The organism is Psychrobacter halodurans (genome assembly GCF_017498075.1).
In the GTDB taxonomy this organism is placed as follows: domain Bacteria; phylum Pseudomonadota; class Gammaproteobacteria; order Pseudomonadales; family Moraxellaceae; genus Psychrobacter; species Psychrobacter celer.
The window spans coordinates 78,741-103,334 of the sequence record NZ_JAGBKN010000001.1; the positions used below are offsets into that span (position 1 = coordinate 78,741).

Annotated in this window: 24 protein-coding genes; 14 read left to right on the top strand and 10 right to left on the bottom strand. The window is 47.2% G+C overall.

Translation table 11 applies throughout. The features are described 5' to 3' along the window. Positions 1 to 123: 123 nt before the first annotated feature. From sthA to ppsR, 3 genes are all read right to left on the bottom strand, one after another. Positions 124 to 1,773, bottom strand: a complete 1,650-nt coding sequence (gene sthA / locus J3491_RS00285; RefSeq protein ID WP_100749538.1) for a Si-specific NAD(P)(+) transhydrogenase — start codon at positions 1,771 to 1,773, stop codon at positions 124 to 126. A gap of 89 nt (positions 1,774 to 1,862) precedes the next feature. After that, complete coding sequence (locus J3491_RS00290; RefSeq protein ID WP_100749539.1) at positions 1,863 to 2,267, bottom strand: DUF4377 domain-containing protein; 405 nt, start codon at positions 2,265 to 2,267, stop codon at positions 1,863 to 1,865. Positions 2,268 to 2,346: 79 nt separating this feature from the next. Beyond that, positions 2,347 to 3,243, bottom strand: coding sequence for a posphoenolpyruvate synthetase regulatory kinase/phosphorylase PpsR (ppsR, locus tag J3491_RS00295; protein WP_075102151.1), 897 nt, complete (start codon positions 3,241 to 3,243; stop codon positions 2,347 to 2,349). Positions 3,244 to 3,868: 625 nt separating this feature from the next. On the opposite strand from ppsR, the gene ppsA reads away from it, so the two are divergent. The 6 genes from ppsA (at position 3,869) to J3491_RS00325 (ending at position 9,381) form a co-directional block, all read left to right on the top strand. Further along, positions 3,869 to 6,253, top strand: a complete 2,385-nt coding sequence (ppsA, locus tag J3491_RS00300) for a phosphoenolpyruvate synthase (protein WP_207968811.1) — start codon at positions 3,869 to 3,871, stop codon at positions 6,251 to 6,253. Between the two features lie 154 nt (positions 6,254 to 6,407). After that, positions 6,408 to 7,388, top strand: coding sequence for an RDD family protein (locus tag J3491_RS00305; protein ID WP_243455987.1), 981 nt, complete (start codon positions 6,408 to 6,410; stop codon positions 7,386 to 7,388). A 300-nt stretch (positions 7,389 to 7,688) separates the two neighbouring features. After that, a complete protein-coding gene (rpsF, locus tag J3491_RS00310; protein WP_075102154.1) occupies positions 7,689 to 8,087 on the top strand; it encodes a 30S ribosomal protein S6 in 399 nt (132 codons plus the stop codon). A gap of 16 nt (positions 8,088 to 8,103) precedes the next feature. Continuing rightward, on the top strand, positions 8,104 to 8,331 hold the full coding sequence (gene rpsR / locus J3491_RS00315) for a 30S ribosomal protein S18 (RefSeq protein WP_058368567.1): 228 nt from the start codon (positions 8,104 to 8,106) through the stop codon (positions 8,329 to 8,331). A gap of 25 nt (positions 8,332 to 8,356) precedes the next feature. After that, positions 8,357 to 8,866, top strand: a complete 510-nt coding sequence (gene rplI / locus J3491_RS00320; RefSeq protein WP_207968813.1) for a 50S ribosomal protein L9 — start codon at positions 8,357 to 8,359, stop codon at positions 8,864 to 8,866. A 245-nt stretch (positions 8,867 to 9,111) separates the two neighbouring features. After that, on the top strand, positions 9,112 to 9,381 hold the full coding sequence (locus tag J3491_RS00325) for a hypothetical protein (RefSeq protein ID WP_241900688.1): 270 nt from the start codon (positions 9,112 to 9,114) through the stop codon (positions 9,379 to 9,381). A 152-nt stretch (positions 9,382 to 9,533) separates the two neighbouring features. Here J3491_RS00325 and J3491_RS00330 read toward each other — a convergent pair whose 3' ends face one another. From J3491_RS00330 to cobT, 3 genes are all read right to left on the bottom strand, one after another. Beyond that, entirely contained in the window at positions 9,534 to 10,094 is a 561-nt protein-coding gene (locus J3491_RS00330) for a histidine phosphatase family protein (protein WP_207968814.1), read from the bottom strand. Between the two features lie 173 nt (positions 10,095 to 10,267). Next, positions 10,268 to 11,215 carry an adenosylcobinamide-GDP ribazoletransferase gene (gene cobS / locus J3491_RS00335; RefSeq protein ID WP_207968815.1) on the bottom strand — a complete coding sequence of 316 codons (948 nt, stop codon included), beginning with the start codon at positions 11,213 to 11,215 and terminating at the stop codon, positions 10,268 to 10,270. Further along, on the bottom strand, positions 11,215 to 12,291 hold the full coding sequence (gene cobT, locus J3491_RS00340) for a nicotinate-nucleotide--dimethylbenzimidazole phosphoribosyltransferase (protein ID WP_243455988.1): 1,077 nt from the start codon (positions 12,289 to 12,291) through the stop codon (positions 11,215 to 11,217). The genes cobS and cobT overlap by 1 nt, the downstream gene beginning before the upstream one ends. Before the next feature lie 280 nt (positions 12,292 to 12,571). Between cobT and J3491_RS00345 the strand changes: the two genes are divergently transcribed. From J3491_RS00345 to J3491_RS00360, 4 genes are all read left to right on the top strand, one after another. Next, positions 12,572 to 13,921 (top strand): GntP family permease, encoded by a 1,350-nt coding sequence (locus tag J3491_RS00345; protein ID WP_207968816.1) that lies wholly within the window; start codon positions 12,572 to 12,574, stop codon positions 13,919 to 13,921. A 65-nt stretch (positions 13,922 to 13,986) separates the two neighbouring features. Further along, the gene (locus J3491_RS00350; RefSeq protein ID WP_207968817.1) at positions 13,987 to 15,144 is read left to right on the top strand and encodes a glycerate kinase; all 1,158 of its coding nucleotides are present in this window, start codon (positions 13,987 to 13,989) and stop codon (positions 15,142 to 15,144) included. A 77-nt stretch (positions 15,145 to 15,221) separates the two neighbouring features. Beyond that, positions 15,222 to 15,416, top strand: a complete 195-nt coding sequence (locus tag J3491_RS00355; protein ID WP_243455989.1) for a VOC family protein — start codon at positions 15,222 to 15,224, stop codon at positions 15,414 to 15,416. Positions 15,417 to 15,547: 131 nt separating this feature from the next. After that, a complete protein-coding gene (locus J3491_RS00360; RefSeq protein WP_207968818.1) occupies positions 15,548 to 16,378 on the top strand; it encodes an enoyl-CoA hydratase in 831 nt (276 codons plus the stop codon). Positions 16,379 to 16,440: 62 nt separating this feature from the next. On the opposite strand, the gene arfB is transcribed toward J3491_RS00360, so the two are convergent. From arfB to J3491_RS00375, 3 genes are all read right to left on the bottom strand, one after another. Then, the gene (gene arfB, locus J3491_RS00365; RefSeq protein ID WP_207968819.1) at positions 16,441 to 16,854 is read right to left on the bottom strand and encodes an alternative ribosome rescue aminoacyl-tRNA hydrolase ArfB; all 414 of its coding nucleotides are present in this window, start codon (positions 16,852 to 16,854) and stop codon (positions 16,441 to 16,443) included. Between the two features lie 362 nt (positions 16,855 to 17,216). After that, complete coding sequence (locus J3491_RS00370) at positions 17,217 to 17,555, bottom strand: RidA family protein (protein WP_075101582.1); 339 nt, start codon at positions 17,553 to 17,555, stop codon at positions 17,217 to 17,219. Positions 17,556 to 17,619: 64 nt separating this feature from the next. Beyond that, the gene (locus J3491_RS00375) at positions 17,620 to 18,867 is read right to left on the bottom strand and encodes an NAD(P)/FAD-dependent oxidoreductase (RefSeq protein ID WP_075101583.1); all 1,248 of its coding nucleotides are present in this window, start codon (positions 18,865 to 18,867) and stop codon (positions 17,620 to 17,622) included. Positions 18,868 to 19,318: 451 nt separating this feature from the next. On the opposite strand from J3491_RS00375, the gene ychF reads away from it, so the two are divergent. The 4 genes from ychF (at position 19,319) to J3491_RS00395 (ending at position 23,543) form a co-directional block, all read left to right on the top strand. Then, positions 19,319 to 20,410 carry a redox-regulated ATPase YchF gene (gene ychF / locus J3491_RS00380; RefSeq protein ID WP_075101584.1) on the top strand — a complete coding sequence of 364 codons (1,092 nt, stop codon included), beginning with the start codon at positions 19,319 to 19,321 and terminating at the stop codon, positions 20,408 to 20,410. A 179-nt stretch (positions 20,411 to 20,589) separates the two neighbouring features. Then, positions 20,590 to 21,141 (top strand): hypothetical protein, encoded by a 552-nt coding sequence (locus J3491_RS00385; protein WP_207968820.1) that lies wholly within the window; start codon positions 20,590 to 20,592, stop codon positions 21,139 to 21,141. Between the two features lie 128 nt (positions 21,142 to 21,269). Beyond that, complete coding sequence (locus J3491_RS00390; RefSeq protein WP_207968821.1) at positions 21,270 to 22,718, top strand: deoxyguanosinetriphosphate triphosphohydrolase; 1,449 nt, start codon at positions 21,270 to 21,272, stop codon at positions 22,716 to 22,718. 144 nt (positions 22,719 to 22,862) lie between these two features. Continuing rightward, complete coding sequence (locus tag J3491_RS00395; protein ID WP_075101587.1) at positions 22,863 to 23,543, top strand: TetR family transcriptional regulator; 681 nt, start codon at positions 22,863 to 22,865, stop codon at positions 23,541 to 23,543. A 12-nt stretch (positions 23,544 to 23,555) separates the two neighbouring features. Here J3491_RS00395 and gspK read toward each other — a convergent pair whose 3' ends face one another. After that, positions 23,556 to 24,584, bottom strand: a complete 1,029-nt coding sequence (gene gspK / locus J3491_RS00400; protein WP_207968822.1) for a type II secretion system minor pseudopilin GspK — start codon at positions 24,582 to 24,584, stop codon at positions 23,556 to 23,558. Positions 24,585 to 24,594 lie beyond the last annotated feature (10 nt).

A 24,594-nucleotide genomic window follows, 5' to 3' on the forward strand; every position in this document is an offset into this window, starting at 1 on the left:
GTTTAAAAGCTTTCTAGGGCGTGTCCTCAATTCAATCGATAGCCATCTAAAAATGCCATAAAAAAAGCGCCTGCTAATCATAAGCAGGCGCTTTTTTATTTGGCTGAACGTCGCGCGTCATTTTTAAAAAACGCGGTTTAGTCCATTTAATGCAGCCACGCGATACGCTTCAGCCATCGTTGGATAGTTAAAGGTGGTATTTACAAAGTACTCAAGGGTGTTATTGCTCTTGCACTTCATCACCGCTTGACCGATATGGATAATCTCTGAGGCGTGATTGCCGTAGCAATGAATACCCAAAATCTCCAGCGTGTCACGGTGGAATAATATCTTTAATACACCAGAGCGCTCGCCGATGATCTGTGCCCGCGCCAGATGTTTAAAGAATGCTTGACCTACTTCATAAGGGACTTTTTCGTCCGTCAGCTCTTGCTCTGTCTTACCGATACAAGAGATTTCAGGAATGGTATAGATACCAGTCGGTACACTGGATACAGGCTCTGCATCACTGTCACCGACCATAAAGGCCGCCGCACAGCGCCCTTGATCATAAGCGGCCGACGCCAGAGACGGCCAGCCAATCACATCGCCGGCTGCATAGATATTGTCGACTTCGGTACAGTAAGTATCATCGACTTTTAGCTGGCCTCGGCTATTGGCTTCAAGACCGATGGCCTCTAGGTTTAGGCCTTCTGTGTTGCCTGAACGGCCATTGGACCACAAGATCGCGTCCGACTTGATGCGTTTGCCACTCTTTAGGTGCAAGACCACATAATCGTCATGCGTTTCTAAATAGTCAATCTCTTCATTACTACGAATCAGAACGCCAAACTGCCTAAAGTCATGAGCAATCGCATCGCTAATTTCACTATCTAAATAGCTCAGTAGCTGGTTTTGGTTATTGATTAAGTCAACTTTGTAGCCAAGGCCGGTAAAGATAGAAGCATACTCACAGCCGATAACCCCTGCGCCATAGATGATGATTTTTTTGACGACATAGTCCATCTGCAAGATTTTGTCAGAGTCAAATACCCGTGGATGATCAAAGTCAAGAATATCTGGGCGATAAGGGCGGCTACCGACGGTGATGATGGCTTTGTTAAACGTGACGGTCTCAAAGATATTGTCATCGGTTTCGACGCGCAGAGTATGGGCATCGACGAAACTTGCCCAACCATGAATCACGTCGATACGGTTGCGCTCATAAAAACGCGTGTGGGTATTAACTTGCCGGCGAATCACTTGACGCGCTTTGGCCAGCACTTCATTGAGCGGGACTTGCTTGTATTCCATCGCTTTGGTAAACATGGGATCACGGCGAAAGTTGATCAAGTTAAACACCGATTGACGCAGCGCTTTACTCGGTATGGTGCCGACGTGCGTTGAGTTACCACCGACCTGCTCACGGGGATCAATTACCGCCACCTTTTTGCCCGCTTTGGTCAGCTTCATGGCCGCCGCTTCACCAGCAGGACCCGCCCCTAAGACTACTACATCATACTCATACTGATGCTTATCGCCCTTTAGACGACGCGAGTCTTTGGTAAAACCAGTTTGGATATCGATACGAGTATCATCGAGCGGATTGACCAAGTCAGGATGATGCATGATGTCTTCGGTGACTTGCTCGTGGGTTTGCTCGATTTTCTCTTTTTTATCTTTACCTTTGGTGTGTTCAGGGTTTGGTATAGGCGCGCTTTGTTTGTTAGATACTTCGGTATGGGTATCTTCACCAACATCGTTGGTCGCATCGCTTGGTTTTTTACTTCCCATTATGTCCTCTTTATATATTAATGTATGTATCGTATCGCCCATGAAACAGCGTCATGGATCTTCTCATTATCATAGCTTTAATCATAGCTCTAAGGGGTGCCTACCATACGTTGAGATAGGATATTTTGCAACGTCCAATGACCCGTCAGACGTTGTTGCCCCTCGTCGATCTGTGGCCGTACACTGATGACGTATTCGGTGCCAAGGCTTGGCGCAAAATCATCAATCCAGTCATAAGGAATCTGAAACACACTGCCATCTTTGCTAGATTTGGCCAGCAAGCATTGCATCGGTAGCGCTGAGGCGCAGGCGACACGATTGGGCATAATGGTGAGCGTTTGAGCGTCACCAAGCACAATACTCGGAATATAACGTGGCTCAGGCACAGGCTCACGAGCGAATGGCGATGTCTGGCAGGCACTCAATAGCGTCGCGGCGCTAATGACGCTTGCCAATAATAAAGGCGTTTTTTTGGCTTGATAAAGTGAACGCATAATCTTCTCTATATAAAATGACCGTTTGATAAAGATAGTGTGATAAATCTGGAGGTATAAAATGTGAGCGCTCAGCATTCTAACCGATGCGGCGTTTTAGCCCCGTCATCTGCAAGATACGCGTGGCAATCTCTTCTACCGACATCTCAGAGACATCGAGGCTTGGGATACCATGAGTGATATAAATACCTTGTATGGCGCGCTGCTCTTGCTGACACTGCTGATAGCTCGAATAACGGCTACCCGCGCGGCGCTCTTGGCGAATCTTGACCAAGCGATCGGTATCAATCAGTAAACCAAACAGCTTGTCTTTGTGTTCGCGCAGGGCTTTTGGTAATTGATTGTCATACAGATCATCTTCGGTCAATGGATAATTGGCGGCGCGAATACCGAATTGTAACGCAAGATATAGTGACGTCGGCGTTTTGCCCGAGCGTGATACCCCCACCAAGATAATATCGGCAGCATTATAATGACGGGTGCGTGCCCCATCATCATTATCTAATGCAAAGTGCACCGCGTCGATACGCTCTTTATACGTCTCGGAGTCGACATCATCATGAGCGTGGCCTGAATGACCGTCTGGCTCTACCCCAGTCTCTTCTGCGACGCGGCCGATTAGCCCCTCATACATATCCAAGTTACAGCTGTGCGCTGAGTTGATTGTTTCGCGAATCTCGGGGCTCACGATGGTATCAAACACCAATGGCAGCAAACCATCACGCTGATAAGCCATATTGATTTGCTCAACCGCATCCTCAGCACGCTCTAGGCTATCGACATAAGGCAACACTCTGGTCTCAAAAGGAACCGAGGCAAACTGACTTAAGATCGCGCGTCCCAGCGTCTCCGCCGTAATCGCCGTACCATCTGAGATAAAAAACGCGGTTCTGATGGCCTGAGAGCTGTCCAAGTTTAGCGCGTGGCGGTTTTGAATGGTGGGCTTGACTTGTTCAGCTGGATTGCTTGAGTACATGCGTGGATACCTCGGTTGAAAACTCATCGATTGAAAACTCAATAGGAGTCTTCATCTAGTTTTTGTCTATTATATGGCGTTATCTGATATGTTGTCTGATATATAGCATCTGGGTCTTTATTATACATACCGTGCACGGCTGAGCGCCCTGTTTTTCTGCTGTATATTATACGCATAATAAAAGTCTAATAGAAATCAATGTTACAGGCGTACACTTATCACCAACATCCATGCCGGCTCAAAGGCTGTGCGCTGCAACGGCGATCTATCAGCCTCACCATACTTCCTAAAAACCAGCCATGTTATGTGGTTTTTGAGGCGACAGGCTTTATAAAACATCCATCGATGGTTTTAGTGGTTATCATTGCTGGTGATTTTGGTAAAATCAGTCGAAACGGTGGGCACTTGAAGATATCAATGAACGGATTGTTTGCTTAGATTTTTTGGACACAGATCGACCTTTATAAGAGCTGCTTTTATAGCGTCATCATAAATTATGTAGCAAATCCGACAATTTGTATCTTTTTCACAAGTTTTTTAGGTCAACCCCTCGAAATTCTGCAAATATAGCGGTATAATTCACCGTTATAATCTTTACTAAATAACCTTATTTTCTGGAGTTATCATGGCAGCGCAATCTACAGCACTTGTAATCAATCTAGATCAGTTAGGAAAAGACGACATCGATATGGTCGGTGGCAAAAATGCCTCACTCGGCGAGATGATCAGCCACCTATCTGATTTAGGCGTTAGTGTTCCAGGCGGTTTTGCGACGACTTCCAATGCGTTCAATCGTTTTTTGACCGAAACAGGCTTGCTCGATAAGATCAACAACGAGCTAAAAGCTTTAGACGTCAACGATGTCAACAAACTTGCTGCCACTGGTAAAAAAATCCGTACTTGGATCATTGAGCAAGCGCTGCCAAGCGACCTTGAGCAAGAAGTACGCAAGTCATTTGAAGCCATGAGCGGCGGCGAAGACATCGCGGTTGCGGTACGCTCTTCTGCGACTGCCGAAGATTTGCCAGATGCGTCATTTGCCGGTCAACAAGAGACTTTCTTGAACATTCGCGGTATTGATAACGTCTTAATCGCCATTAAAGAAGTATTTGCCTCTTTGTATAACGACCGTGCAATCTCTTATCGCGTGCACAAAGGTTTTGAGCACGAAGGTGTTGCATTGTCTGCTGCTGTACAGCGTATGGTACGTTCAGAAACAGGCGCCGCGGGCGTGATGTTTACCCTTGATACCGAAAGTGGCTTTGATCAAGTGGTCTTTATCACCTCAAGCTACGGCCTAGGTGAAATGGTCGTACAGGGCGCGGTGAACCCAGACGAATTCTACATCTCTAAAAAATTACTTGCCAATGGTAAGCCTGCAGTTATTCGCCGTAACCTCGGTAGCAAGCATAAAAAAATGGTGTATGGCGATGAAGGCAGCACGTCAAAATCAGTGAAGACCGTTGATGTTGAAAAACAAGATCGCATGCAGTTCTCACTCACCACAGAAGAGCTAACCTCACTTGCCAAGCAAGCGGTCACCATCGAGCAGCATTATGGCCAAGCGATGGATATCGAGTGGGCAAAAGACGGTGACAGCGGTGAAATCTTTATCGTACAGGCGCGCCCTGAGACCGTCAAAAGCCGCCAAGACAGCAATGTCATGGAGCGTTATGTCATCGATACCACTGATGCCAAAGTATTGTGCGAAGGTCGTTCAATCGGTCAGCGTATCGGCTCAGGCAAAGTACGCATCGTCACCAACCTAAACGAGATGGACAAAGTAGAAGAAGGCGACGTATTGGTATCAGACATGACGGATCCAGATTGGGAACCGGTCATGAAACGCGCCTCTGCGATCATCACCAACCGCGGTGGCCGTACCTGTCACGCGGCTATCATTGCTCGTGAGCTAGGTGTACCAGCGATTGTTGGTTGTGGTAACGCCACTGAGCTATTGGTCGACGGTCAAGACGTCACCGCCTCTTGTGCCGAAGGCGATACAGGCTTTATCTACGAAGGTCAGATCGACTTTGAAGTACAAACAAACTCTGTCGAGACCATGCCAGAGCTAGCATTTAAAGTAATGATGAACGTCGGCAACCCAGACCGTGCCTTCTCATTTACCCAAATGCCAAACGAAGGTATCGGCCTTGCCCGTCTTGAGTTTATTATCAACCGTATGATTGGTGTGCATCCAAAAGCGCTACTAAACATGAATAGCTTGCCACGCGAAATCTCACAAGCCATTCATGAGCGTATCGCAGGCTATGCCTCACCTGTCGATTTTTATGTTGATAAATTGGTCGAAGGTATCTCAACCCTAGCAGTTGCCTTTATGGACCAGCCTGTCATCGTTCGTATGTCTGACTTTAAATCAAACGAATATGCCAACCTATTGGGTGGTAAGCTATACGAGCCATCAGAAGAAAACCCAATGCTAGGCTTCCGCGGTGCCAGCCGTTATGTGTCTGACAACTTCCGCGACTGCTTTGAGCTTGAGTGTAAAGCACTAAAACGTGTCCGCGACGAGATGGGCTTGACCAACGTTGAGATCATGATTCCATTTGTACGTACCGTTGGCGAAGCCAAAGAAGTCATCGAGCTACTCGCGAAAAATGGCTTAAAACGTGGTGAAAACGGCCTACGCGTCATCATGATGTGTGAGCTACCGACCAACGCTCTATTGGCAGAAGAATTCCTTGAGCATTTCGATGGTTTCTCAATCGGCTCTAATGACTTGACTCAGCTAACGCTCGGTCTTGACCGTGACTCAGGTATCGTCTCACATTTATTTGATGAGCGTGATCCTGCGGTTAAAAAGTTATTGTCTATGGCGATTGAGGCTTGCCGCAAAGCCGACAAATACATCGGTATTTGTGGTCAGGGTCCATCAGATCATCCAGATCTTGCGTTCTGGCTCATGGAACAAGGCATCAGCTCTGTGTCACTAAACCCTGACTCAGTGCTAGACACTTGGTTCTTCTTAGCTGGTGAAGACCAAAAATAAGCCGTTACATTAAGTCACGACGGTGATTGATACAGTCATTACAAGTACTACTTTTAGGGTCTATTTGATTTTTTCAAATAGACCCTAATATAATGTGAGACAAGTAGTGGCTTAAAAACAGTGACTTAATATTTGACTAACTATGCAGGCAATTATGCAAATTTTTCTTGCTCGAAATAACGTACAAGCTGGTCCATACAATTTGGAGCAGCTCAATATCATGTTGGCATCTGGCGAAGTGGTGCTAGATGACCTAATGTGGCATGAAGGCTTGGAGCAATGGCAACGTGTCGGCACCTTAACCAACAACCAAACGGTCTATACACCCGCTCCGGTTAATGGCGCTGAGGTCAACGACTCTATCATCAACAACGTCACTATCTTTCCAGAAGACAATGCCTCAGGTAATCAAACCGACAAGCCTGTGTCTTTAGATAGACTGTACGGCAAGCCTGAGCGTAAAGATACGGCGAATAATACCAAGGTCGACATGACGACCAATCGTCACCACACCCCGCATCATAACGTCTCATTAAACAAAACCCAGCTGAATAAAGCTGCCACCAACCAAGACAAAGTCGTTGGCGACGTCGTACTAGCGCCAATTATGTCACGGGTCTTAGCGACTGCCATCAATGGACTGCTATATCTGCTGGCGATCTTTCCGCTGGTGATGGCATTGACCAAAATGGATGTCGACTATAGTAAGTTTCAAAACATTCAAGACATGGACGCCGCGTACCAGTACTCTATGACACTAATGGAGAGCCTACCTAGTAGCACATTGATGATGTCGCAAATCATGGTGTTTGGCCTATTTGCGCTGCAACTGGTATTTATCGCATTACGCGGGCAGTCACTGGGTAAGCTAATCACTGGTATTCGTGTAGTCGATCAAACCACCCATCGCCTGCCCTCATTTACCAAGCTCATCGGTATGCGTACGTTACTGCTGTTTATTATTTATAATTTGCTGTTTTCGTTTACCAGCTTTTTAGGATTTGTTGTTGTCGCCGTTCATTATTATATGGCCTCCAAAAGCCCTGAAAACATCGGTTGGCATGACAAACTGGCTAAGACGTTGGTGGTCAAAGCCGACAGCAGTCAGCTGACAAAAGAGCCAACTCTGAAGTAATCCACCGATAAATAACAAACTCGATCTCTAAATTCATCCTTAAATACATCTTTACATACTAAAAAAGCGGCGTATGATCGTTGCTTTTTTAGTACTATAAGCAGCGCATGAGTGATTAACCTTTGTATTAGCCACTCACTACTGTTATAATACGGCGCTTTATAAACTAAGCTTATCTCCAAGATTTTATAAGAACTATTTTTATAAATAGGGTGTTATAAAACTGGGCGTTGGGTTTACCTTATAAATCTCCTTGCTATTGACATAGGGTCAATAGCTACTAATCCGTAAGGAGTCATAATGCGACATTACGAACTGGTGTTACTTGTACACCCAGACCAAAGCGACCAAGTGGTCGGCATGGTTGAACGCTATATCAAGTTGGTTCAAGACAACGGTGGTGCTATCCATCGCCTTGAAGATTGGGGCCGCCGTCAATTGGCTTATCCAATCAACAAGATTCACAAAGCTCACTACGTTCTTTTCAACATCGAAACTGACGGTGATACTTTAGCTGAACTTGAAGAATTATTCCGCTATAACGACGCGATCATTCGTAGTCTAGTTATGCGCCGTGACGAAGCTGTCACTGAAGAGTCGCAGTTAGCCAAGAATGCCGATGAAAAACGCGCACGCAAAGCAACTACTCGTCGTCCAGACAATCGTGAAAACGACGACAACGACAACAGTGAAGACTAATTAAAGGAGAATACTCATGGCACGTTTCTATCGCCGTCGCAAATTCTGCCGTTTCACTGCTGAAGGCATCACTCACATCGACTATAAAGATGTTGAATTGCTAAAACAGTACATCAGTGATAATGGTAAAATCGTACCAAGCCGTATTACCGGTACGTCTACTAAGTATCAGCGTCAACTAGCCACTGCTATCAAGCAAGCTCGTTACCTTTCACTACTTCCGTATACTGACAACCATCAGTAATTTAACCGTTAACTAGGAATGACTCATGCAAATTATTTTGTTACAGCGTATCGTCAACCTTGGTAAACTCGGTGAAACTGTCGATGTAAAACCAGGTTACGGTCGTAACTTTCTTATCCCTCAGGGCAAAGCGCTACCTGCGACCAAAGCTAACATTGAAAAGTTCGAAGCACGTCGTGCTGAGCTTGAAGCTGAAGAAGCAAAAGAAATCGCTACTGCTCAAGAGCGTGCTGACGCATTAACTGACGTTAATGTCATCATGCGTGCTAAATCAGGTGACGAAGGCAAGCTATTTGGCTCTATCGGTACTCGCGATATCGCTGAAGCTTTGACTAACTCAGGTCTAGAAGTAGACCGTGCTGAAATCAAGCTACCTGAAGGCACTCTACGTCAAGTGGGCGAATACAATGTTGATATTCAGCTACACCATGACGTTACTGCTAGCATCTTGGTTACTATCTTGTCTGAAGATGGCGACAATGAAAACGCAGCTGACGATGTAGAAGACGACAACGAAGATTACTCAGAAGAGTAAGCCTTAGTAGCAGTCTAAAAAAGCCAGTGACATCATGTTGCTGGCTTTTTTTATTCTTGATCGCTGCTAATCTCGCTTGACTTATTTTTTGCTACCCGCTGATATACTCTAGCAACTATCTGCAATAAACCCTTAAATATCTTATACTTAATGATAAGATAACCTCTATAAAACCCTCTATATATTTAATTATCTGACTGTTATGCTATCGCCCTCTCATTTGTTGATAGGGTACGACGAATAGTATGCCAAATAACGATACGTTGAACGATAAAACATTAGACAGTCGTGTGATCAATACCAATGATAAATTGTTATGTATCCAAGGTAATAAGTTTTATGCAGAAGGTGAGGTTTATACCGTCGGTAGAATTGTAAATAATAAGTATTTTCAACTGTTAACTGGCAGTAATGAGGATCACTGGTATGCCACACTAGATGAAAAAGGTATTTATGTCAGCTTTGATTCTATGACGCCTGATAATAACAAAGCATGGTTTGATAAGATTGCTTAAATGATGCAAAAGCTCTTGTCCATCGCTGCAGAAGATAAAATACACTGGTCATTACACATGGCCAGTTTTTTGCTATGAGCCTTTTTATTAGAGCATGTTATTAGGGCTTTTTTTTAATTGGATTATTATGGAAGCTGGCATTAAAAATACGCTCAAAAAAGAAAAGACAAGTCTTGGCGCTCTCCGTACGCCACTGAAGCTGGCCAATCTGCTGCTATCTTCGGTACATCCTGCCCAGCGGCGAGTGTTTTTGCAGCAGTTATCCAGCCCGCATGACCGACTGCTAATACTGGTTTTTGACCACTATTTTGCGCAGCCATGTCATTTAACCAGTTCTCCACACGTTCAAATAACTGCTGCAAACTCTCACCACCATCGGGTGCAAAGTGAGCAAAATCAGCACACCAGTCATCGATCTCTTGCTTGGCGATTTGCGCCCAATCTTGACCGTCCCATTGACCAAAATTAATCTCAGCGAGCTCAGGGGCGACATGACAGGCAAAACCGCGCTGCGCCAATATCTGCCCGACTTTTAGTGAGCGCTGTAATGGGCTTACCCAGATCACCTTTGGTAGTTGATGCCGCCGCACAAAACGCTCGATACGATGCGCCAGACGTTTTAATTTGCGCTTATCGACGGCCACATCGCTTTGGCCGATGCAGCACCCGTCAGTGGCCATGGGTTTGGGGTGCCGCCAAATATAAAGCGTCATTGATGGATTTGCCTCCTGTTTTTTTATAGTCAATTCACCATAAAATAAACACAGTGCTACTGGAATGAATTTTTCGTAGCATCTGTCTGCGTAGGCACAGCAAGCAAGGAAAATTTATACCAATAGCGCGTCATAATACTTGTACTCTTTTCATTTAGGACTGACTATATACTTCAGACAAAAGGTATAGAAGCAGCCAGCCCAGCATAAATGGCGATTTCACTTACCTGCTGCGTCGCCCCTAGCCCATCACCCGTATAGCCATCTAACCGCCTGCGTAATAAGCGGCGCATATAGTCTGTCGCCAGCAGCGCCAATATCAGCGCTACTATCCACTGGCTCAGACCAATCTGCTGCACCGTGCTCGGGAGCAAGAAGACAACGAGCGCGCCTGCCACCAATAGCCAACCACTACTAAACAGCGCTTGTAGCGGTGTCAACTGCTGCGCCATTGGTTTGGCCTTGGCATGCTCGACCTCGCCGCCATACGGCAATAGCGCAAGCAAACTGATACATAATAAGCGCGACGCGGTATGAGCCATAATTAGCGCGACGATAGCCACCGATAACGGCATGGACGCTAATAAAGAAATCTTAATCAATAGCGCAGAGACTAACCCTAACACGCCATAAGCGCCCAAACGTGAGTCTTTCATAATCGTCAGCGTGCGCTCACGAGTCAGACCACCGCCCAGTCCATCACAGCTATCGGCAAGACCATCTTCGTGAAAAGCGCCAGTCAGCCTAACTCCAAAGACCGTACTTATCACCGCCGCGACCAAGGGCGTAAACAGCAAACTGGCCAGCCAAAACACGCCAGCGCAAAGCAGCCCAACGAGCAAACCAACGGCGGGAAAATGACGACTACTCTGGTGTAACCACTGCGGATCGTAGGTTTTAAACGCGGGCACCGGCAGGCGCGTCAAAAACTGCACCGCAACCAGTAACAGTATGCCTTCTTGTTTGATACATTGACCAATGCTTGGCGTTGCGACAGACTGCTGTGGCGGCGCTGATCGATCTAAAGGCGCGTTTTCTGACTGCCGTGTTGGTTGCTCCGTTGACTGACCTTTTGGCTGGTTTGGCAATTGGTTTGGTGGCTCGTTCAGCAACTTTGACATTAGCTGTTTTGCTCACTGATGCCAGCATCACTAAAGCTTGCCATCTCGTTTATAAAGCTGCACGCGGACAGCAATAGTGGATAAGCAAGCGCAGCCCCGCTACCCTCGCCCAGACGCATACCCATATCGAGTAATGGCTCAGCATTAAGTAATTTTAATAAATGCGCATGTCCTGGCTCGACTGAGTGATGAGCAAAGATGGCATACTGCGCGACACCTGGCGCTAGATGATCGGCAGCCAATAATGCACTACTGGCAATAAAACCATCAATTAATAAAATACGGCGCTCACTGGCGGCCTGAATCAGCGCCCCTGCCATCATGGCGATCTCAAGCCCGCCTAATGCCGCCAGCACTTCTAATGGCGTCTGTGCGTTTTTATGCCGCTGCAATACTTGGGTCAAAACTGTTGTCTTATGCTGTAGTCCCGCATCGTCAAGTCCCGTACCGCGGCCGATACAATCGGCAATCGACATCTCACCCAAGCGTGCCAGTAATAAACTCGCCGCCGACGTATTGCCAATCCCCATCTCACCGACGATGAGCAAATTACCTGCCAAGCCTTTAGCCACTTCCATACCACTGCTTAGGGCAGCGATGCACTCCGCTTCGCTCATGGCAGGCTCGCTCATGGCATCTCGGCTACCGTATCGAACTTTATAATCGAGCAGCTGCGGATGATCTTTAAAAGGAGAGTTGGCAAAGTCTGCGTCCACTCCCGCATCGACGACCTTTAGCTCGATATCATGCTGACGAGCAAACACATTGATAGCAGCACCACCTTGCAAGAAATTATAGACCATTTGCGCGGTGACAGCACTTGGATAGGCTGAGGTGCCATGTTTGGTCAAACCGTGATCGGCGGCAAACACTCGAATTTGCGGCTGATAAATCTGCGGCCTCGTCGTCCCTTGAATCATGCCGATTTGCAGCGCCAGCGACTCTAAACGACCCAGCGCGCCACGTGGTTTGGTTTTGAGGTCAATGATTTGCTGTAGCTGTTGGCGTCGCTCGTTGTTTTCTATCGTGGCAATGGTTGGGGCAGTAAAGGTGGGCAAGATAGTCAAGGCAGTCATCCTAATGTCGATGCTATTAAACAAAGAGACATACTAGCAGAGTATGGGGTTTTTGGCATAACCAAAGGCAGTCGACACCGACTACTATGCTAAATAAATTTCCTCGCTGCCTGTATTTGCTATAGAATATGCGCCTTTAAAAACTCATATCATGACTGCTGTTGTTCTATGATGGCTTTGCTTGATGGCAGATGCTTGCTGATAAGCATATGGGCACTGACACCAGCATAACCAATGACACAAGCAGTGATGATATCCACCCTATTATGTAGAGACAGTAATGATTGTATTTTGGCTTGTGCTGACCATTCTTTTTATTATTTTTGCCACCGCAAAGCTAAAATGGCATCCGTTTTTAGTGCTGATCCTATCTGCCTTTTTGGTCGCGCTATTTTATCAAGTACCGCTCAACACCGTCGCCAAGACTATCTCTGATGGCTTCGGTGGTATCTTAGGCTATATTGGTCTGGTCATTGTTTTTGGTACTATCATCGGGCTTATCCTAGAAAAGACCGGTGCTGCCATTGTGATGGCGGAGTCTGTCATCAAAGTTTTGGGGCCACGCTTCCCGACTTTGACCATGTCTATCGTCGGTGCCGTCGTCTCAATTCCTGTATTTTGTGACTCAGGTTATATTATTTTAAACTCATTAAAAGAGTCTTTGGCCGAGCGCTTAAAAGTATCTAGCGTGGCGATGAGTATTGCTTTAGCAACTGGTCTATACGCCACTCATACCTTTGTGCCGCCAACCCCAGGACCCATCGCTGCAGCGGGTAACTTGGGTTTAGAGTCCAATCTGGGTTTGGTCATCATGGTCGGCGTGGTAGTGACAGCGGTTGCGGTATTGGCCGGCTGGTGGTGGTCCAATCGCTTTTTGAATGTCACGCCTGATAATGCAAGCGCACCCGCAGCGACAATGCCTGACAATATCAAAACACGCGATGATTATGGCAACATGCCGTCAGCCACGATGGCGTTTTTGCCGATTATCGTGCCTATCGTCTTGATTTGCTTATCTTCTATTGCCAACTTCCCAAGCGCGCCATTTGGTAGCGGCATGCTGGCAGACATCCTCATCTTTATTGGCAATCCTTTGACAGCGCTGCTTATTGGGCTGTTTTTATCGTTTTTACTGATCAACACTGAACAAAAAACGCAGGAGATTAGCGATAGCATCTCGCAAGGTCTCGTGGTGGCAGCACCTATCTTGCTCATCACTGGCGCAGGCGGTGCGTTTGGCGCTATGCTAAAGATCACGCCAATAGGCGACTATTTAGGCACCACACTGTCGGCATTGGGGCTGGGTATTTTTATGCCATTTATCGTCTCGGCTGCGCTAAAAACCGCGCAAGGCTCGACCACTGTCGCGCTGGTCACTACCTCAGCGATGGTTGCACCGTTATTGGATAAAATTGGTCTCGACAGCGAGCTTGGGCGCGTGTTTTGTGTGATGGCGATTGGCGCCGGTGCCATGACGATCTCACACGCCAACGATAGCTTCTTTTGGATTGTCAGTCAGTTTAGTCGTATGAGTGTCGCGCAAGCGTACAAAGCGCACTCAATGGCGACTGGCATTCAAGGGGTGACCAGTATCCTCTTTATCTGGCTGTTAACCTTGGTATTTATTTAATTGCTGGTTTATAAAATTGAATCGACCATATAAGCAAAAAATATAAGACAAACAAAGAGACATACATGAATATTTTAATTGCCCCCGACTCATTTAAAGAAAGCTTAGAAGCGCTGGATGTGTGCCGCGCTATTCAGTCTGGTTTTAGTCAGGTGTTTGCCAATGCCGACTATACGCTGCTGCCTATGGCTGATGGCGGCGAAGGCACCTCTGCGGTGCTCTCTTATGTACGGGGCGGACGCTGGAAAGAAGTGACGGTCAACGATCCACTTATGCGCCCCATCACCGCCAAGTATCTATTACTAGAAAACGAGACGGCCGTGATTGAGATTGCACACGCCTGCGGTCTGCATTTATTGACGACGGAGGAGCGCAGCCCGCTCATTACCAGCACTTACGGAGTGGGTGAGCTGATCGCCGATGCGTTGGATGAAGGCGTCAAGCGCATCATTATTGGTCTAGGCGGTAGTGCTACCAACGACGCCGGACTCGGTATGCTAATGGCGCTGGGTATTACGTTTTGTGATCATGATGGCGTGCCTTTGGTACAAGGCGGTAGTGCGCTTGCTCATCTGTCACAGCTAGATATCTCAAAACTACATCCAAAACTGCAAGATACCACCTTTGAAGTGGCCTGCGATGTGACCAATCCGTTATGCGGATCATCGGGCGCCAGTGCTATCTTTGGGCCACAAAAAGGTGCCAGTCCTGAGCAAGTAGCGCTACTAGATAAGGCACTAAGTCATTTTGGAGAGGTATCTAAACAGCATGGCTATCAAAGCTGTCAAGAAGTCGCGGGTGCCGGCGCTGCAGGCGGTCTTGGCTTTGCCTTGATGAGCTTTTGCGGCGCTCGCCTAAAATCAGGGTTTGATACCGTGGCCGAGGCGGTCAGCTTACCAGCACACATTGCAAACGCTGACTTGGTGATTACTGGTGAAGGCAGGCTCGATGCCCAAAGCGCCATGGGCAAAGTCGCAGGTGGTATCAGCCAACTTGCCAAAGCTGGCGGCAAACCTGTGATTGCCATTTGTGGTAGCGTGGATGGACTGACCGCGGATCAAGCCAGTCACTTTGACATCGTCATGCCCAGTATCCAAAAACTAGATAGCCTAGATAAGGTATTAGGCAGCGCTTATGACAATATTGAGACCACTGCGGTCAATATTGCAGCGGCTATTAAACTTGGGCAATCTCTCGAGCAAGATATAATGCCACTGCCCTGATCATTAAACAGTAGGTAAAATATGATATTTATCTTTGTTAGGTTAGCCAGCTTTTTACTGCTTCGATGGCAATTGGTGTGCAAGACCCAAACGTAGAAGAGCTGGCCGAGCGCATCGTCGCCGCTGGTGGCAAAAAGCGTATGGAAAAACTGCGCTATTATTACCCTAACCAAAAGCCTTGTCGTATGATTTATATGGAAGACCCGTTTGGCAATATCGTTGAGATATATAGCCACAGCTATGAGCTGATATATAGCGAGGGTGCATACTAGGCCGCAGATTTATTGCCTCATACATAGCGTACTCATGATTTGAGTACGCTATTTTTATCACAAGCCAGCTGTTATATCACTGATAAGCCATGCTATCATTTGGGTTTATGCCCTATTATCAAGGAAGATAAATGCACAACACCCATACACCTACGGGTAACCCTATGCCTGAGACCAATGAGCCGTTCGTTATCAGAGAAAACCATAAAGAGGCAAACGGCGTCGTCACGCTTACTCTCAATCGCCCCAAACAATTCAATGCGCTATCAAGCGATATGCTCACCGCCATGCAGACAGAGCTGGACAATATCGCCCAAGACAGCAATATCCGTGTGGTCGTCATCGCGGCGGCTGGCAAGGCATTTTGTGCAGGTCACAATCTAAAAGAGATGCGCGCCCACTCGGATGAAGCATTTCACAGCGCATTATTTAAACAATGCAGCCAGATGATGCTGACCATCAATCAGATGCCGCAAGTCGTGATTGCCAAAGTACAGGGCATCGCCACTGCCGCAGGCTGTCAGCTGGTCGCCGCTTGCGATCTCGCCGTGGCGGCTGATGAAGCCAAGTTTGCCACCTCTGGCATCAATGTCGGGCTGTTTTGCTCGACGCCGGCTGTCGCTGTCAGTCGCAACCTCTCTCGCAAGCAAGCGTTTGAGATGCTCATCACTGGTGAATTTATCGATGCCCGTACCGCCTTGCAGCAAGGGCTTATTAACCGTGTCGCGCCAGCGGATCAGTTGGCGGCCAGCCTACACACTTTAATCGATAGCATCACTGCCAAATCCTCTGTCGCGCTCAAAACTGGCAAGGATATGTTTTATCAGCAGTTGGAGATGGACTTGGCAGACGCCTATGACTATGCAGGCAAAGTGATGAGCTGCAATATGATGGCAGATGACGTGCGTGAGGGCATTGATGCGTTTATCGAAAAGCGCGATGCTGTATGGACGGGACGATAAGACTCACGCGCCAGTGTGACTGGCCACCATAATGTGATTGAAAAGCATGACTAAACATGTGATTAAAAATCCACCTTGCCGCGTAACGCTTTTATTTTGCCGCGCTGCGTCTTTTGATCGACTCGTTTACGCTTAGCACTTTTGCTGGGTTTGGTTAGTTTACGTGTCGGCAGCGTTTTCGTGGATTGCAAAATAAAGGCTTTGAGGCGCTCAAGCGCATCTATCTTATTGCGCTCCTGCGTACGGTACTGCTGCGCTTTTAATACAAAGATACCATCTTTGGTGACACGGCTATCTTTACTGTTTAATAAACGCTGTTTGTGCTCCTCGCTTAAGCTTGAGGCATGGATATCAAAGCGTAGGTGAATGGCCGAGGCGACTTTATTGACGTTTTGTCCGCCTGCCCCTTGCGCACGAATGGCATGCATGTCCACGTCGCTATCGCTCAGACGCATGGTATGGCTGATAAAAATCATAAGACTCTTTTTTGTTGTATATGGTTTTTATGATATGGGGCTTAACTTGGCATTTATAAACCGCAGTAGAGTAATGACAAAAAAGCTAACAGCAAGAAGCCAAAGGACAATACTAATAAAAAACACCAATAAAAAAGGACACGATATCGCTATCATGTCCTTTTTGTTTGGCTCTGACTGCTTACTATAGTCAATTCTAAATAAAACAGATACATTATATATCAACGTGGAACTGGTATAAATTTTCCTTGCGTGCTGTGCCTGCGCTGCTCGATGCTGCGTAAAATTTATCCCAGTCCCACTGTATCGTTTTTATATTGAACTCACTATAATAGCAGCACTACGTTCGTAGCAACGCTAAGTTACTCTGCGGCAGTGGCAATCATCTCGACGAGTAGCTCAGGACGCGCCAGTGCAGACTCGCCGCAAGCACGCGCTGGTGGCTGTATGCCTTCAAACCACTTATCCCATACTTCATTCATCGCGGCAAAGTCTGCCATGTCTTTAATCCAAACGGTCACAGAGAGTAGCTTTGATTTATCGCTACCAACCTCTTCGAGCAATGCTTGGATTTTTTCTAGGCAAGTGAGGGTTTGGGCTTTGATGTCGTCTTCTGCGTTACCCACCTGACCGCACAGATAAACGGTCTGATTGTGTACCACGATTTTACTCATACGCTGATTGCTGTGTAGCTTTTTCATCGTATTTTATCCTTAATATCTAACGAAAGTTAAGTTGCATTTGTCCGGTAAGCAGCTCTAACGCCTAGCGAGAAAAACGCTGAGCGCTAAATGGGGTGATATCGACCAATAGCGGCTTATCATGAATCATCTCTTCTACGATGCGTCCTGTCATCGGCCCCAAAGTAAAGCCTTGATGGCTATGACCAAAGGCAAACCAGAGCTTGTCATGCTTAGGTGCAGGACCAATGACCGGCTTCATATCTGGCATACAAGGACGCGAGCCTGCCCACGCTTCGCTCTCGACAGCGTCATCTAGCGGTAGAATTTTGCGCGCGAATTTTAGGACGGTCTGTAATTGGCCGAAGTTTTTTGGCGCGTTCATGGTGGTCATCTCAGCACCGGTGGTGATGCGAATACCTTGCTGCATCGGTCCCATGACAAAGCCTTTGTCCATATCAAACATACTGTGATGGATGGTGTTTTTGTCCGTCACTTTAAAGTGCTGATGGTAACCGCGCATCGGGAACAACGGCAGGTTATAACCCAGTGGTTTGATCAAGTCGTTTGACCAAGGGCCGGCGGCGATGACCAGCTTATCACTATAGTAGGTCTCTTTATCCGTGATGATTTTCCAGCCTTCACCTTCTTTGACGATTTCTTTTACGTCACTTTCTTTGATTGTCCCTTGCATCTCTTCAAAGTTTTTGGCGTAAGCTTTGACCAAGGCGCTTGGGTTTGAAACTTGCCACGAGTTGAGCCAATGAATCGCGCCCACAAACCCATCAAAGTTGGCACTCGGCTCCATCGCTTTCAACTCTGCAAGACTCAGTACGTTGTGCTCGACGCCCTGCTCGCGAGCCGCAATGGCTGATTCGATCGCCTCTTTAAAGGTGTCTTCAGAGCGATGCAGCTGCAACCATCCATCACGCGTGATCAGCTCATCTGCACCAGATGCCGAAATCATGGTTTGATGCTCGCTGGTACAATGCGCAATCAGCGTCTGCCATTCAGCTTCGATTTTTTTAACCGTGGCTGGCGCCGAGTACTTCCAGTATTGCAGCAAGGCTTGATGATAACGCAAAAGAGCCGGTATCCGATAACGGATATCGGTACCTTGGTTGGGCAGTACGCGAATCATCTCTGTCAGCTGACGCGGGAAAGGATGAGTATGGATGGCTTCACGCTGGATCAAGCCAGCATTTCCATAAGAGGTCTCTGACCCTGGGAGTTTTTTATCTAGTAACAGTACTTGCGAATTATTTTTTTGTAGATGCCACGCAATTGAGGTGCCAACCATGCCAGCACCAATAACAATAACCTCATAGCGCATAGAATATCCTTTCCTAACAGGTAGTAGAGTCTTGCATATCAGGGGGTGATAATAACGCGAACCTGATAATTAATAAACCCATATTTAACGGATTTTTTCGCCGAAAAATACTTTTGGTTATACGTTTTTAATAAAGGTATTTTTTTCAGGAATAACAGGCTATTTTATCAGACATAAAGCCCGCAAGCACCCCACTCGCCTGATATAGCGGCGCACCTGCGCGCAAATCATACATGTGATATATCATAAGAGCGCCCATAACAAGGGCATCGTCATATGTGTATTTTAATGTCAGTACTAAGCACAGTCTTGCGATAGATATTTGAGTCCAAATACACCGCAACAACCTCACCCTTATCCTCGGAAAATTTGCTACAATATGCCCAATTTTGGCTGGCGCTTTCATCGAGCATCGGCCGACCTTATTTTATAATACTATCGAGAGAGCATTATGGGTTTTAATTGCGGCATCGTCGGCCTACCAAACGTGGGCAAATCCACCTTATTTAATGCGTTGACCAAAGCGGGCATCGCTGCTGAGAACTTTCCGTTTTGTACCAAAGACCCCAATACCGGCATCGTGCCTGTGCCAGATCCTCGTCTCAAAAAACTGGCCGATATCGTCAATCCTGAGCGCGTGCTACCCACGACCATGGAGTTTGTCGATATCGCAGGGTTGGTCGCAGGAGCATCAAAAGGTGAAGGCATGGGTAACCAGTTTTTGGCCAATATCCGTGAGACCGACGCGATTGCACACGTAGTACGCTGTTTTGACGATGACAACGTCGTCCACGTCGACGGCCGTGTCAGCCCTATCGATGACATCGAAACCATCAATACAGAGCTGGCGCTCGCAGACTTAGAAGCAGTCGAGCGCGCTATTCAAAACCAAAGCAAAAAAGCCAAAGGCGGTGATAAAGACGCGCAGGCCATGCTTGAGGTGTTTAAGAAAATCGAACCTTTATTGGCTGAAGGCAAAGCAGCACGCGCAGCAGGTCTGGATAAAGATGAACAAAAACTGATCCGCAGCTATGGTTTGATCACTTTGAAACCGACCATGTATATCGCCAACGTGAGCGAGGATGGTTTTGAAAACAACCCTTACCTTGATGCGGTGCGCGACTACGCCACAGGCGAAGACTCGATCGTTATCGCTTTGTGCAACCAAATCGAATCTGAAATCGCGCAGCTCGACGAAGACGACAAAAAAGACTTTTTAGAAGACATGGGCATGGAAGAAGCTGGTCTTGATCAAGTGATTCGTGCAGGTTACGACTTACTTGATATGCAGACCTACTTTACTGCTGGGGTCAAAGAAGTGCGCGCATGGACGGTCGCTATCGGCGCTACTGCACCGCAAGCTGCTGGTGTTATCCATACCGATTTTGAGCGCGGCTTTATTCGTGCTGAGGTCATCGCTTATGATGACTTTATCGAGTATAACGGCGAAAAAGGCGCTGCAGCCGCTGGCAAATCTCGCCTAGAAGGCAAAACCTATATCGTCCAAGACGGCGATGTGATGCACTTTAGATTTAACGTGTAACTTTCAATAGTATAGTTTGTTTAAAGTTAATTGGCCGATGTTGGATATTCTCCATCATCGGCTTTATTTTATCACTACATTGTTATATTATAACATATCTTTATTTTACTTATTTGAGGACTCATACTGTGAATAATTATTTTTCTAGACTTGCAGGTATTACTATATTAGGAAGTGTGATGGCAGGCTCTTTATTGGGCTGTCAGCCAAACAACGATACCGATACAGCGGTATCTGAAGAAGCACCAGTAGATAATCACGCCGATCATGAACAAGGTCATGAAATGCATGACAATAAAGAGCATGAAGAGCACGGCTACGAAGAGCATAGCGATATGGAACACGGTCATGAAGGGCCTAATAATCATGAAGATCACAGTCATGAGAGTCATAGTCATGAGGAACATGCGCACGCAGGTCACGATCATGCCGCTCATACCAGCAACAGCACTCCTTTCTCTTGTGAGCCTACTGCTACTATTGGCGTTTCTTATCATAGCGACAGTACACCGCAGACAGCGCATTTGCTCATCGATGGTATCGAATACGACTTGACCGCTAGCGCTGAGAGCAATGACCAACAAACCTATATGAGCGATATCGGTCTTGATGACCGCCACGGCATCATCTGGCAAGTCAGTGGTGATGAGGCGATACTACTGAACAAAACCTTAGATGATGAGGTCGCCATCAGCGATGAGCAGATACTTTTTAACTGCCATACAGCCTAGCAATCATCACGCTGAGCGGTGGTATGAAATACGAAAGCGGTACTAAGTAGCAGCTGTGCCAAGGATGCTATTTTTGCTATGCTAGAGGCTCCCTTGGTTTTGGATATTTTTATATGCTAGGCACCTCTATGTCTTTGTCGTCTGCCACCACCCAATGGTCTCATCTTCTAAACGCTCAGCGCCTCGGCGCTCATAAAAAACACAATGCCAATACCAGCACTCGCTCTCAGTTTCATAAAGATTATGACAGGCTGGTATTTTCGCACTCTTTTCGTCAGCTCAATCAAAAGACCCAAGTACATCCATTGACCAATCAGCTGGGTATTCATACCCGTCTGATCCACTCTCTTGAAGTCTCTTGTATTGGGCGCTCTTTGGGTATGATGGCAGCAGAAAAGCTCCATGATAAGCTGTCCCACGGTCTGCCCGCTGGGGTCTCGCCTGCTGATGTCGGCGTCATCGTGCAAGCGGCATGTTTGGCCCACGATATCGGCAACCCGCCATTTGGGCACGCAGGTGAGTACGCCATTCGCGACTGGTTTGCCCATACTGAGCGGCAGGCGGTTTTGCAGCATTTATCCCCCTCTGAGCAGTTGGATTTATTGGCCTACGAAGGTAACGCACAAGGGTTTCGTTTGCTCGCACGTAACGAGCATCATCCTGATAAAGGCGGTATGCGTTTGACTTGCGCAACCTTGGGCGCTTTTATGAAATATCCTTGGCTGGCCACCCACAGCAATGACAGCTCACAACTTACCTATCCGCAGCGCCCTGTTGCCACCTTACAATCCCGTCCATCGCAAGCCAAAAAAGTACAAAAATTTGGCTGCTTTTATAGTGAAACGGCGCAGCTAGAAACCTTAGCATCGTGTTTAAACCTGCCACGCTCCAAGCAGCATGATGGTTTTGCCCGTCACCCACTGGCGTACCTATTAGAGGCGGCGGATGATATTTGTTACGCATTGATTGATTTAGAAGACGGCATCAATCTAAATATGCTGACCTATCAAGATGTGGCGGCGATATTTTATGAGCTGATCGGTGAGCGACCTTGTACCATCGAGTTACCTGCTCATATGTCTGTCAGGCAAAGTCTGGCATCACTGCGCGCGCGGGCTATGATGCGCCTGGTCAACACAGTGACGGATGCTTTTGTTGCCAATGATGACGCATTACTGGCCGGAAACCTCAGCGGTAGTCTGTTTGCCCACTGTGATACCAGCGTACAAAACGGCATCCATCAAGCCAAACAGCTGGCGCGTGAGCAAATATTTAACCATCCAAGTAAAGTACGTATGGAGCTGATGGCCAATCAATGCCTGCATCGTCTTTTAGATGCCTTTATGCCGCTGGCGTGGACGGGGAGTACGATCATAAGCGCCGCGCAGCCTATGTCTTTTGAGCAGGAGCGTTTGCTAAAGCTGCTACAGCCGCACTTAGATGAGCAGCGCCGTACGTTATCAGACAATGTCTATCATAATATTTTAAGCATTCTAGATTTTATTACGGGTATGAACGATCATGAAGCCTATCGACTGGCGCAAGAGTTACAGGGGCATTGGGGGACGATGGTATAAACCGCGTCCGTTTGAAAAACCGTGATAAAAAAATGAATGGGTGCGATATGGCGACTATTGAGTTAACAGTCGTTGCGTATTTTGGTCGTATTTGTGCGCTAAAATGCGTATGATAACCCTTTACTGGATAATTTTTGAAATACTATGAGTAGTCGCGAACAAAAAAAACTTCAAACTCGGCACGCTTTTTTTAATGCGGTGCTCGATTTATGTATGACTGGGCAAGCTTTTAGCTCTATTAGTCTTCGGCAGGTCACCCGCGAGGTGGGTGTGGTGCCGACGGCATTTTATCGGCATTTTGACGATATGGAATCGCTTGGTCGAGCCTTAGTGATTGAGGAGCTTGGCAGCACACTCGCTATATTGAGTGACAGCCTGCAGATTGGCCGTAAGCGCAGTTTTGATCGGCAAATTGCCAAAAGTATCCAGCTGTTTTTGTATATGGTCAGCGATCAGCCGTACTATTGGCAGTTTTTGGTCAGTGAGCGCTATGGCGGCTCTGATGCGGTGCGCAAAGCCATCAGCGATTTGGTCAAAAACCACACGCAAAACTTAGCGGATGACTTAGCGTTGCAGCCAGCCTTTACTCACATCAATGCTTATGATCGACGGCTACTGGCTGAAGCTGGCATCAATATGTTTTTTTCTTGGATCATCGATTGGTTGGAGCTGACTTACACCGAAGATCATGATGATGAGATCGATCTAAATGAAATCGAAAAAAACAAACAGCTGATGCTCCATAACTGTACTCGGCAAGCACAGATGCTGTTTTATGGTGCGTACAACTGGAAATCAAGCGAAGAGACCCGTCTAAAAGATTAGCGGCTCTACAGCTTAAAAGCTGGGTCTAAAGGCCCACAAGCGCTGTGCCACCACCTGAATATGCTTAGTGGTTTTATCGGTCTCACTCGCGACGCTCTCGTTGTTGCCGCCGCTACTGTTTGCGACATTGGCAGGCGTTTTGCTGATCAGTATGGTGGCAAAGCGTTGTTTTCCTGCACCAGTATCAGCGGCCGTGATCAGCGCCATAAATGCTTGGCTTTCGGTAGCAAGCAGCGGAGTCAACGCTTGGCGCTCGTCAGCGCTCACCGTACCAAGCGCTGGTAGTTGCCACAGCGCATCAATCGCCGCTAATGCTTGCTGGCCGCGCATATCGACCAGCGCCTGCATCTGCTGACGATCAGCCGTCTCTGTCAGGGCAGCGAGCAAAACCGGGCTGGCAGTGTTGATATTGATAGGCAAATAATAAGGCACTGCAGTGATATAAGGACGTAGTGCTGCTAAATCCTCAGCGCTGACCTCTTCGATATCTTGCAGCTGCTCCACACTGACAAATGGCTGATTGGGCAGTGTGCTGGCCGCGCCCCTCGATTGCTGTCCATAGACCACACCTTCATCACCGCCATCTTGATAAACCGTGCTGTCACTATCTTGGTAGTCAAGCACGGCTATAGCAATCTCTGGTGCCAAATTTAACTGTACCAACAACCTCTGAAATACCACCAATGCGGTGCCATCCACTGCGCCGTCATGATATAAGTTATTGATATTAAATCGACTGGCTTCATCACGCACCTCGATACTGATACTGTGCCCATCCAAAGTATACGGCGGGATCGACTGCGCCCAAATATCTTGCTCACTGTCCGTATCATTTAGCGCATCATCAGCGCGAAGCAGCGTCACGGCCAGCTGTTGACCAGCATGGATGTCTTGTAAAAGCTGGTTTTGCTCAAACAACAACCCGCTGCGTCTGATGGCAATCTTTTGACTGGCCAGCATGGCACCTGCCACGACAGTGATGCTGACCACCAGTAGCAATATCGTCAATAAGGCAACCCCGCGCTGTGAGTTCGCTGTCATCGACATAACT

What these genes read in the sequence shown, in the direction of transcription:
- J3491_RS00390 (WP_207968821.1), top strand. Translation starts at nt 21,270, where the DNA reads ATGTCTTTGTCGTCTGCCACCACCCAATGGTCTCATCTTCTAAACGCT.
- J3491_RS00330 (WP_207968814.1), bottom strand. Translation starts at nt 10,094, where the DNA reads ATGACGCTTTATATTTGGCGGCACCCCAAACCCATGGCCACTGACGGG.
- J3491_RS00370 (WP_075101582.1), bottom strand. Translation starts at nt 17,555, where the DNA reads ATGAAAAAGCTACACAGCAATCAGCGTATGAGTAAAATCGTGGTACAC.
- rpsR (WP_058368567.1), top strand. Translation starts at nt 8,104, where the DNA reads ATGGCACGTTTCTATCGCCGTCGCAAATTCTGCCGTTTCACTGCTGAA.
- J3491_RS00360 (WP_207968818.1), top strand. Translation starts at nt 15,548, where the DNA reads ATGCACAACACCCATACACCTACGGGTAACCCTATGCCTGAGACCAAT.
- gspK (WP_207968822.1), bottom strand. Translation starts at nt 24,584, where the DNA reads ATGACAGCGAACTCACAGCGCGGGGTTGCCTTATTGACGATATTGCTA.
- ppsA (WP_207968811.1), top strand. Translation starts at nt 3,869, where the DNA reads ATGGCAGCGCAATCTACAGCACTTGTAATCAATCTAGATCAGTTAGGA.
- J3491_RS00290 (WP_100749539.1), bottom strand. Translation starts at nt 2,267, where the DNA reads ATGCGTTCACTTTATCAAGCCAAAAAAACGCCTTTATTATTGGCAAGC.
- J3491_RS00375 (WP_075101583.1), bottom strand. Translation starts at nt 18,867, where the DNA reads ATGCGCTATGAGGTTATTGTTATTGGTGCTGGCATGGTTGGCACCTCA.
- J3491_RS00325 (WP_241900688.1), top strand. Translation starts at nt 9,112, where the DNA reads ATGCCAAATAACGATACGTTGAACGATAAAACATTAGACAGTCGTGTG.
- J3491_RS00385 (WP_207968820.1), top strand. Translation starts at nt 20,590, where the DNA reads ATGGCAGGCTCTTTATTGGGCTGTCAGCCAAACAACGATACCGATACA.
- ychF (WP_075101584.1), top strand. Translation starts at nt 19,319, where the DNA reads ATGGGTTTTAATTGCGGCATCGTCGGCCTACCAAACGTGGGCAAATCC.
- J3491_RS00345 (WP_207968816.1), top strand. Translation starts at nt 12,572, where the DNA reads ATGATTGTATTTTGGCTTGTGCTGACCATTCTTTTTATTATTTTTGCC.
- J3491_RS00305 (WP_243455987.1), top strand. Translation starts at nt 6,408, where the DNA reads ATGCAAATTTTTCTTGCTCGAAATAACGTACAAGCTGGTCCATACAAT.
- J3491_RS00350 (WP_207968817.1), top strand. Translation starts at nt 13,987, where the DNA reads ATGAATATTTTAATTGCCCCCGACTCATTTAAAGAAAGCTTAGAAGCG.
- cobT (WP_243455988.1), bottom strand. Translation starts at nt 12,291, where the DNA reads ATGACTGCCTTGACTATCTTGCCCACCTTTACTGCCCCAACCATTGCC.
- rpsF (WP_075102154.1), top strand. Translation starts at nt 7,689, where the DNA reads ATGCGACATTACGAACTGGTGTTACTTGTACACCCAGACCAAAGCGAC.
- arfB (WP_207968819.1), bottom strand. Translation starts at nt 16,854, where the DNA reads ATGATTTTTATCAGCCATACCATGCGTCTGAGCGATAGCGACGTGGAC.
- J3491_RS00395 (WP_075101587.1), top strand. Translation starts at nt 22,863, where the DNA reads ATGAGTAGTCGCGAACAAAAAAAACTTCAAACTCGGCACGCTTTTTTT.
- ppsR (WP_075102151.1), bottom strand. Translation starts at nt 3,243, where the DNA reads ATGTACTCAAGCAATCCAGCTGAACAAGTCAAGCCCACCATTCAAAAC.
- rplI (WP_207968813.1), top strand. Translation starts at nt 8,357, where the DNA reads ATGCAAATTATTTTGTTACAGCGTATCGTCAACCTTGGTAAACTCGGT.
- sthA (WP_100749538.1), bottom strand. Translation starts at nt 1,773, where the DNA reads ATGGGAAGTAAAAAACCAAGCGATGCGACCAACGATGTTGGTGAAGAT.
- cobS (WP_207968815.1), bottom strand. Translation starts at nt 11,215, where the DNA reads ATGTCAAAGTTGCTGAACGAGCCACCAAACCAATTGCCAAACCAGCCA.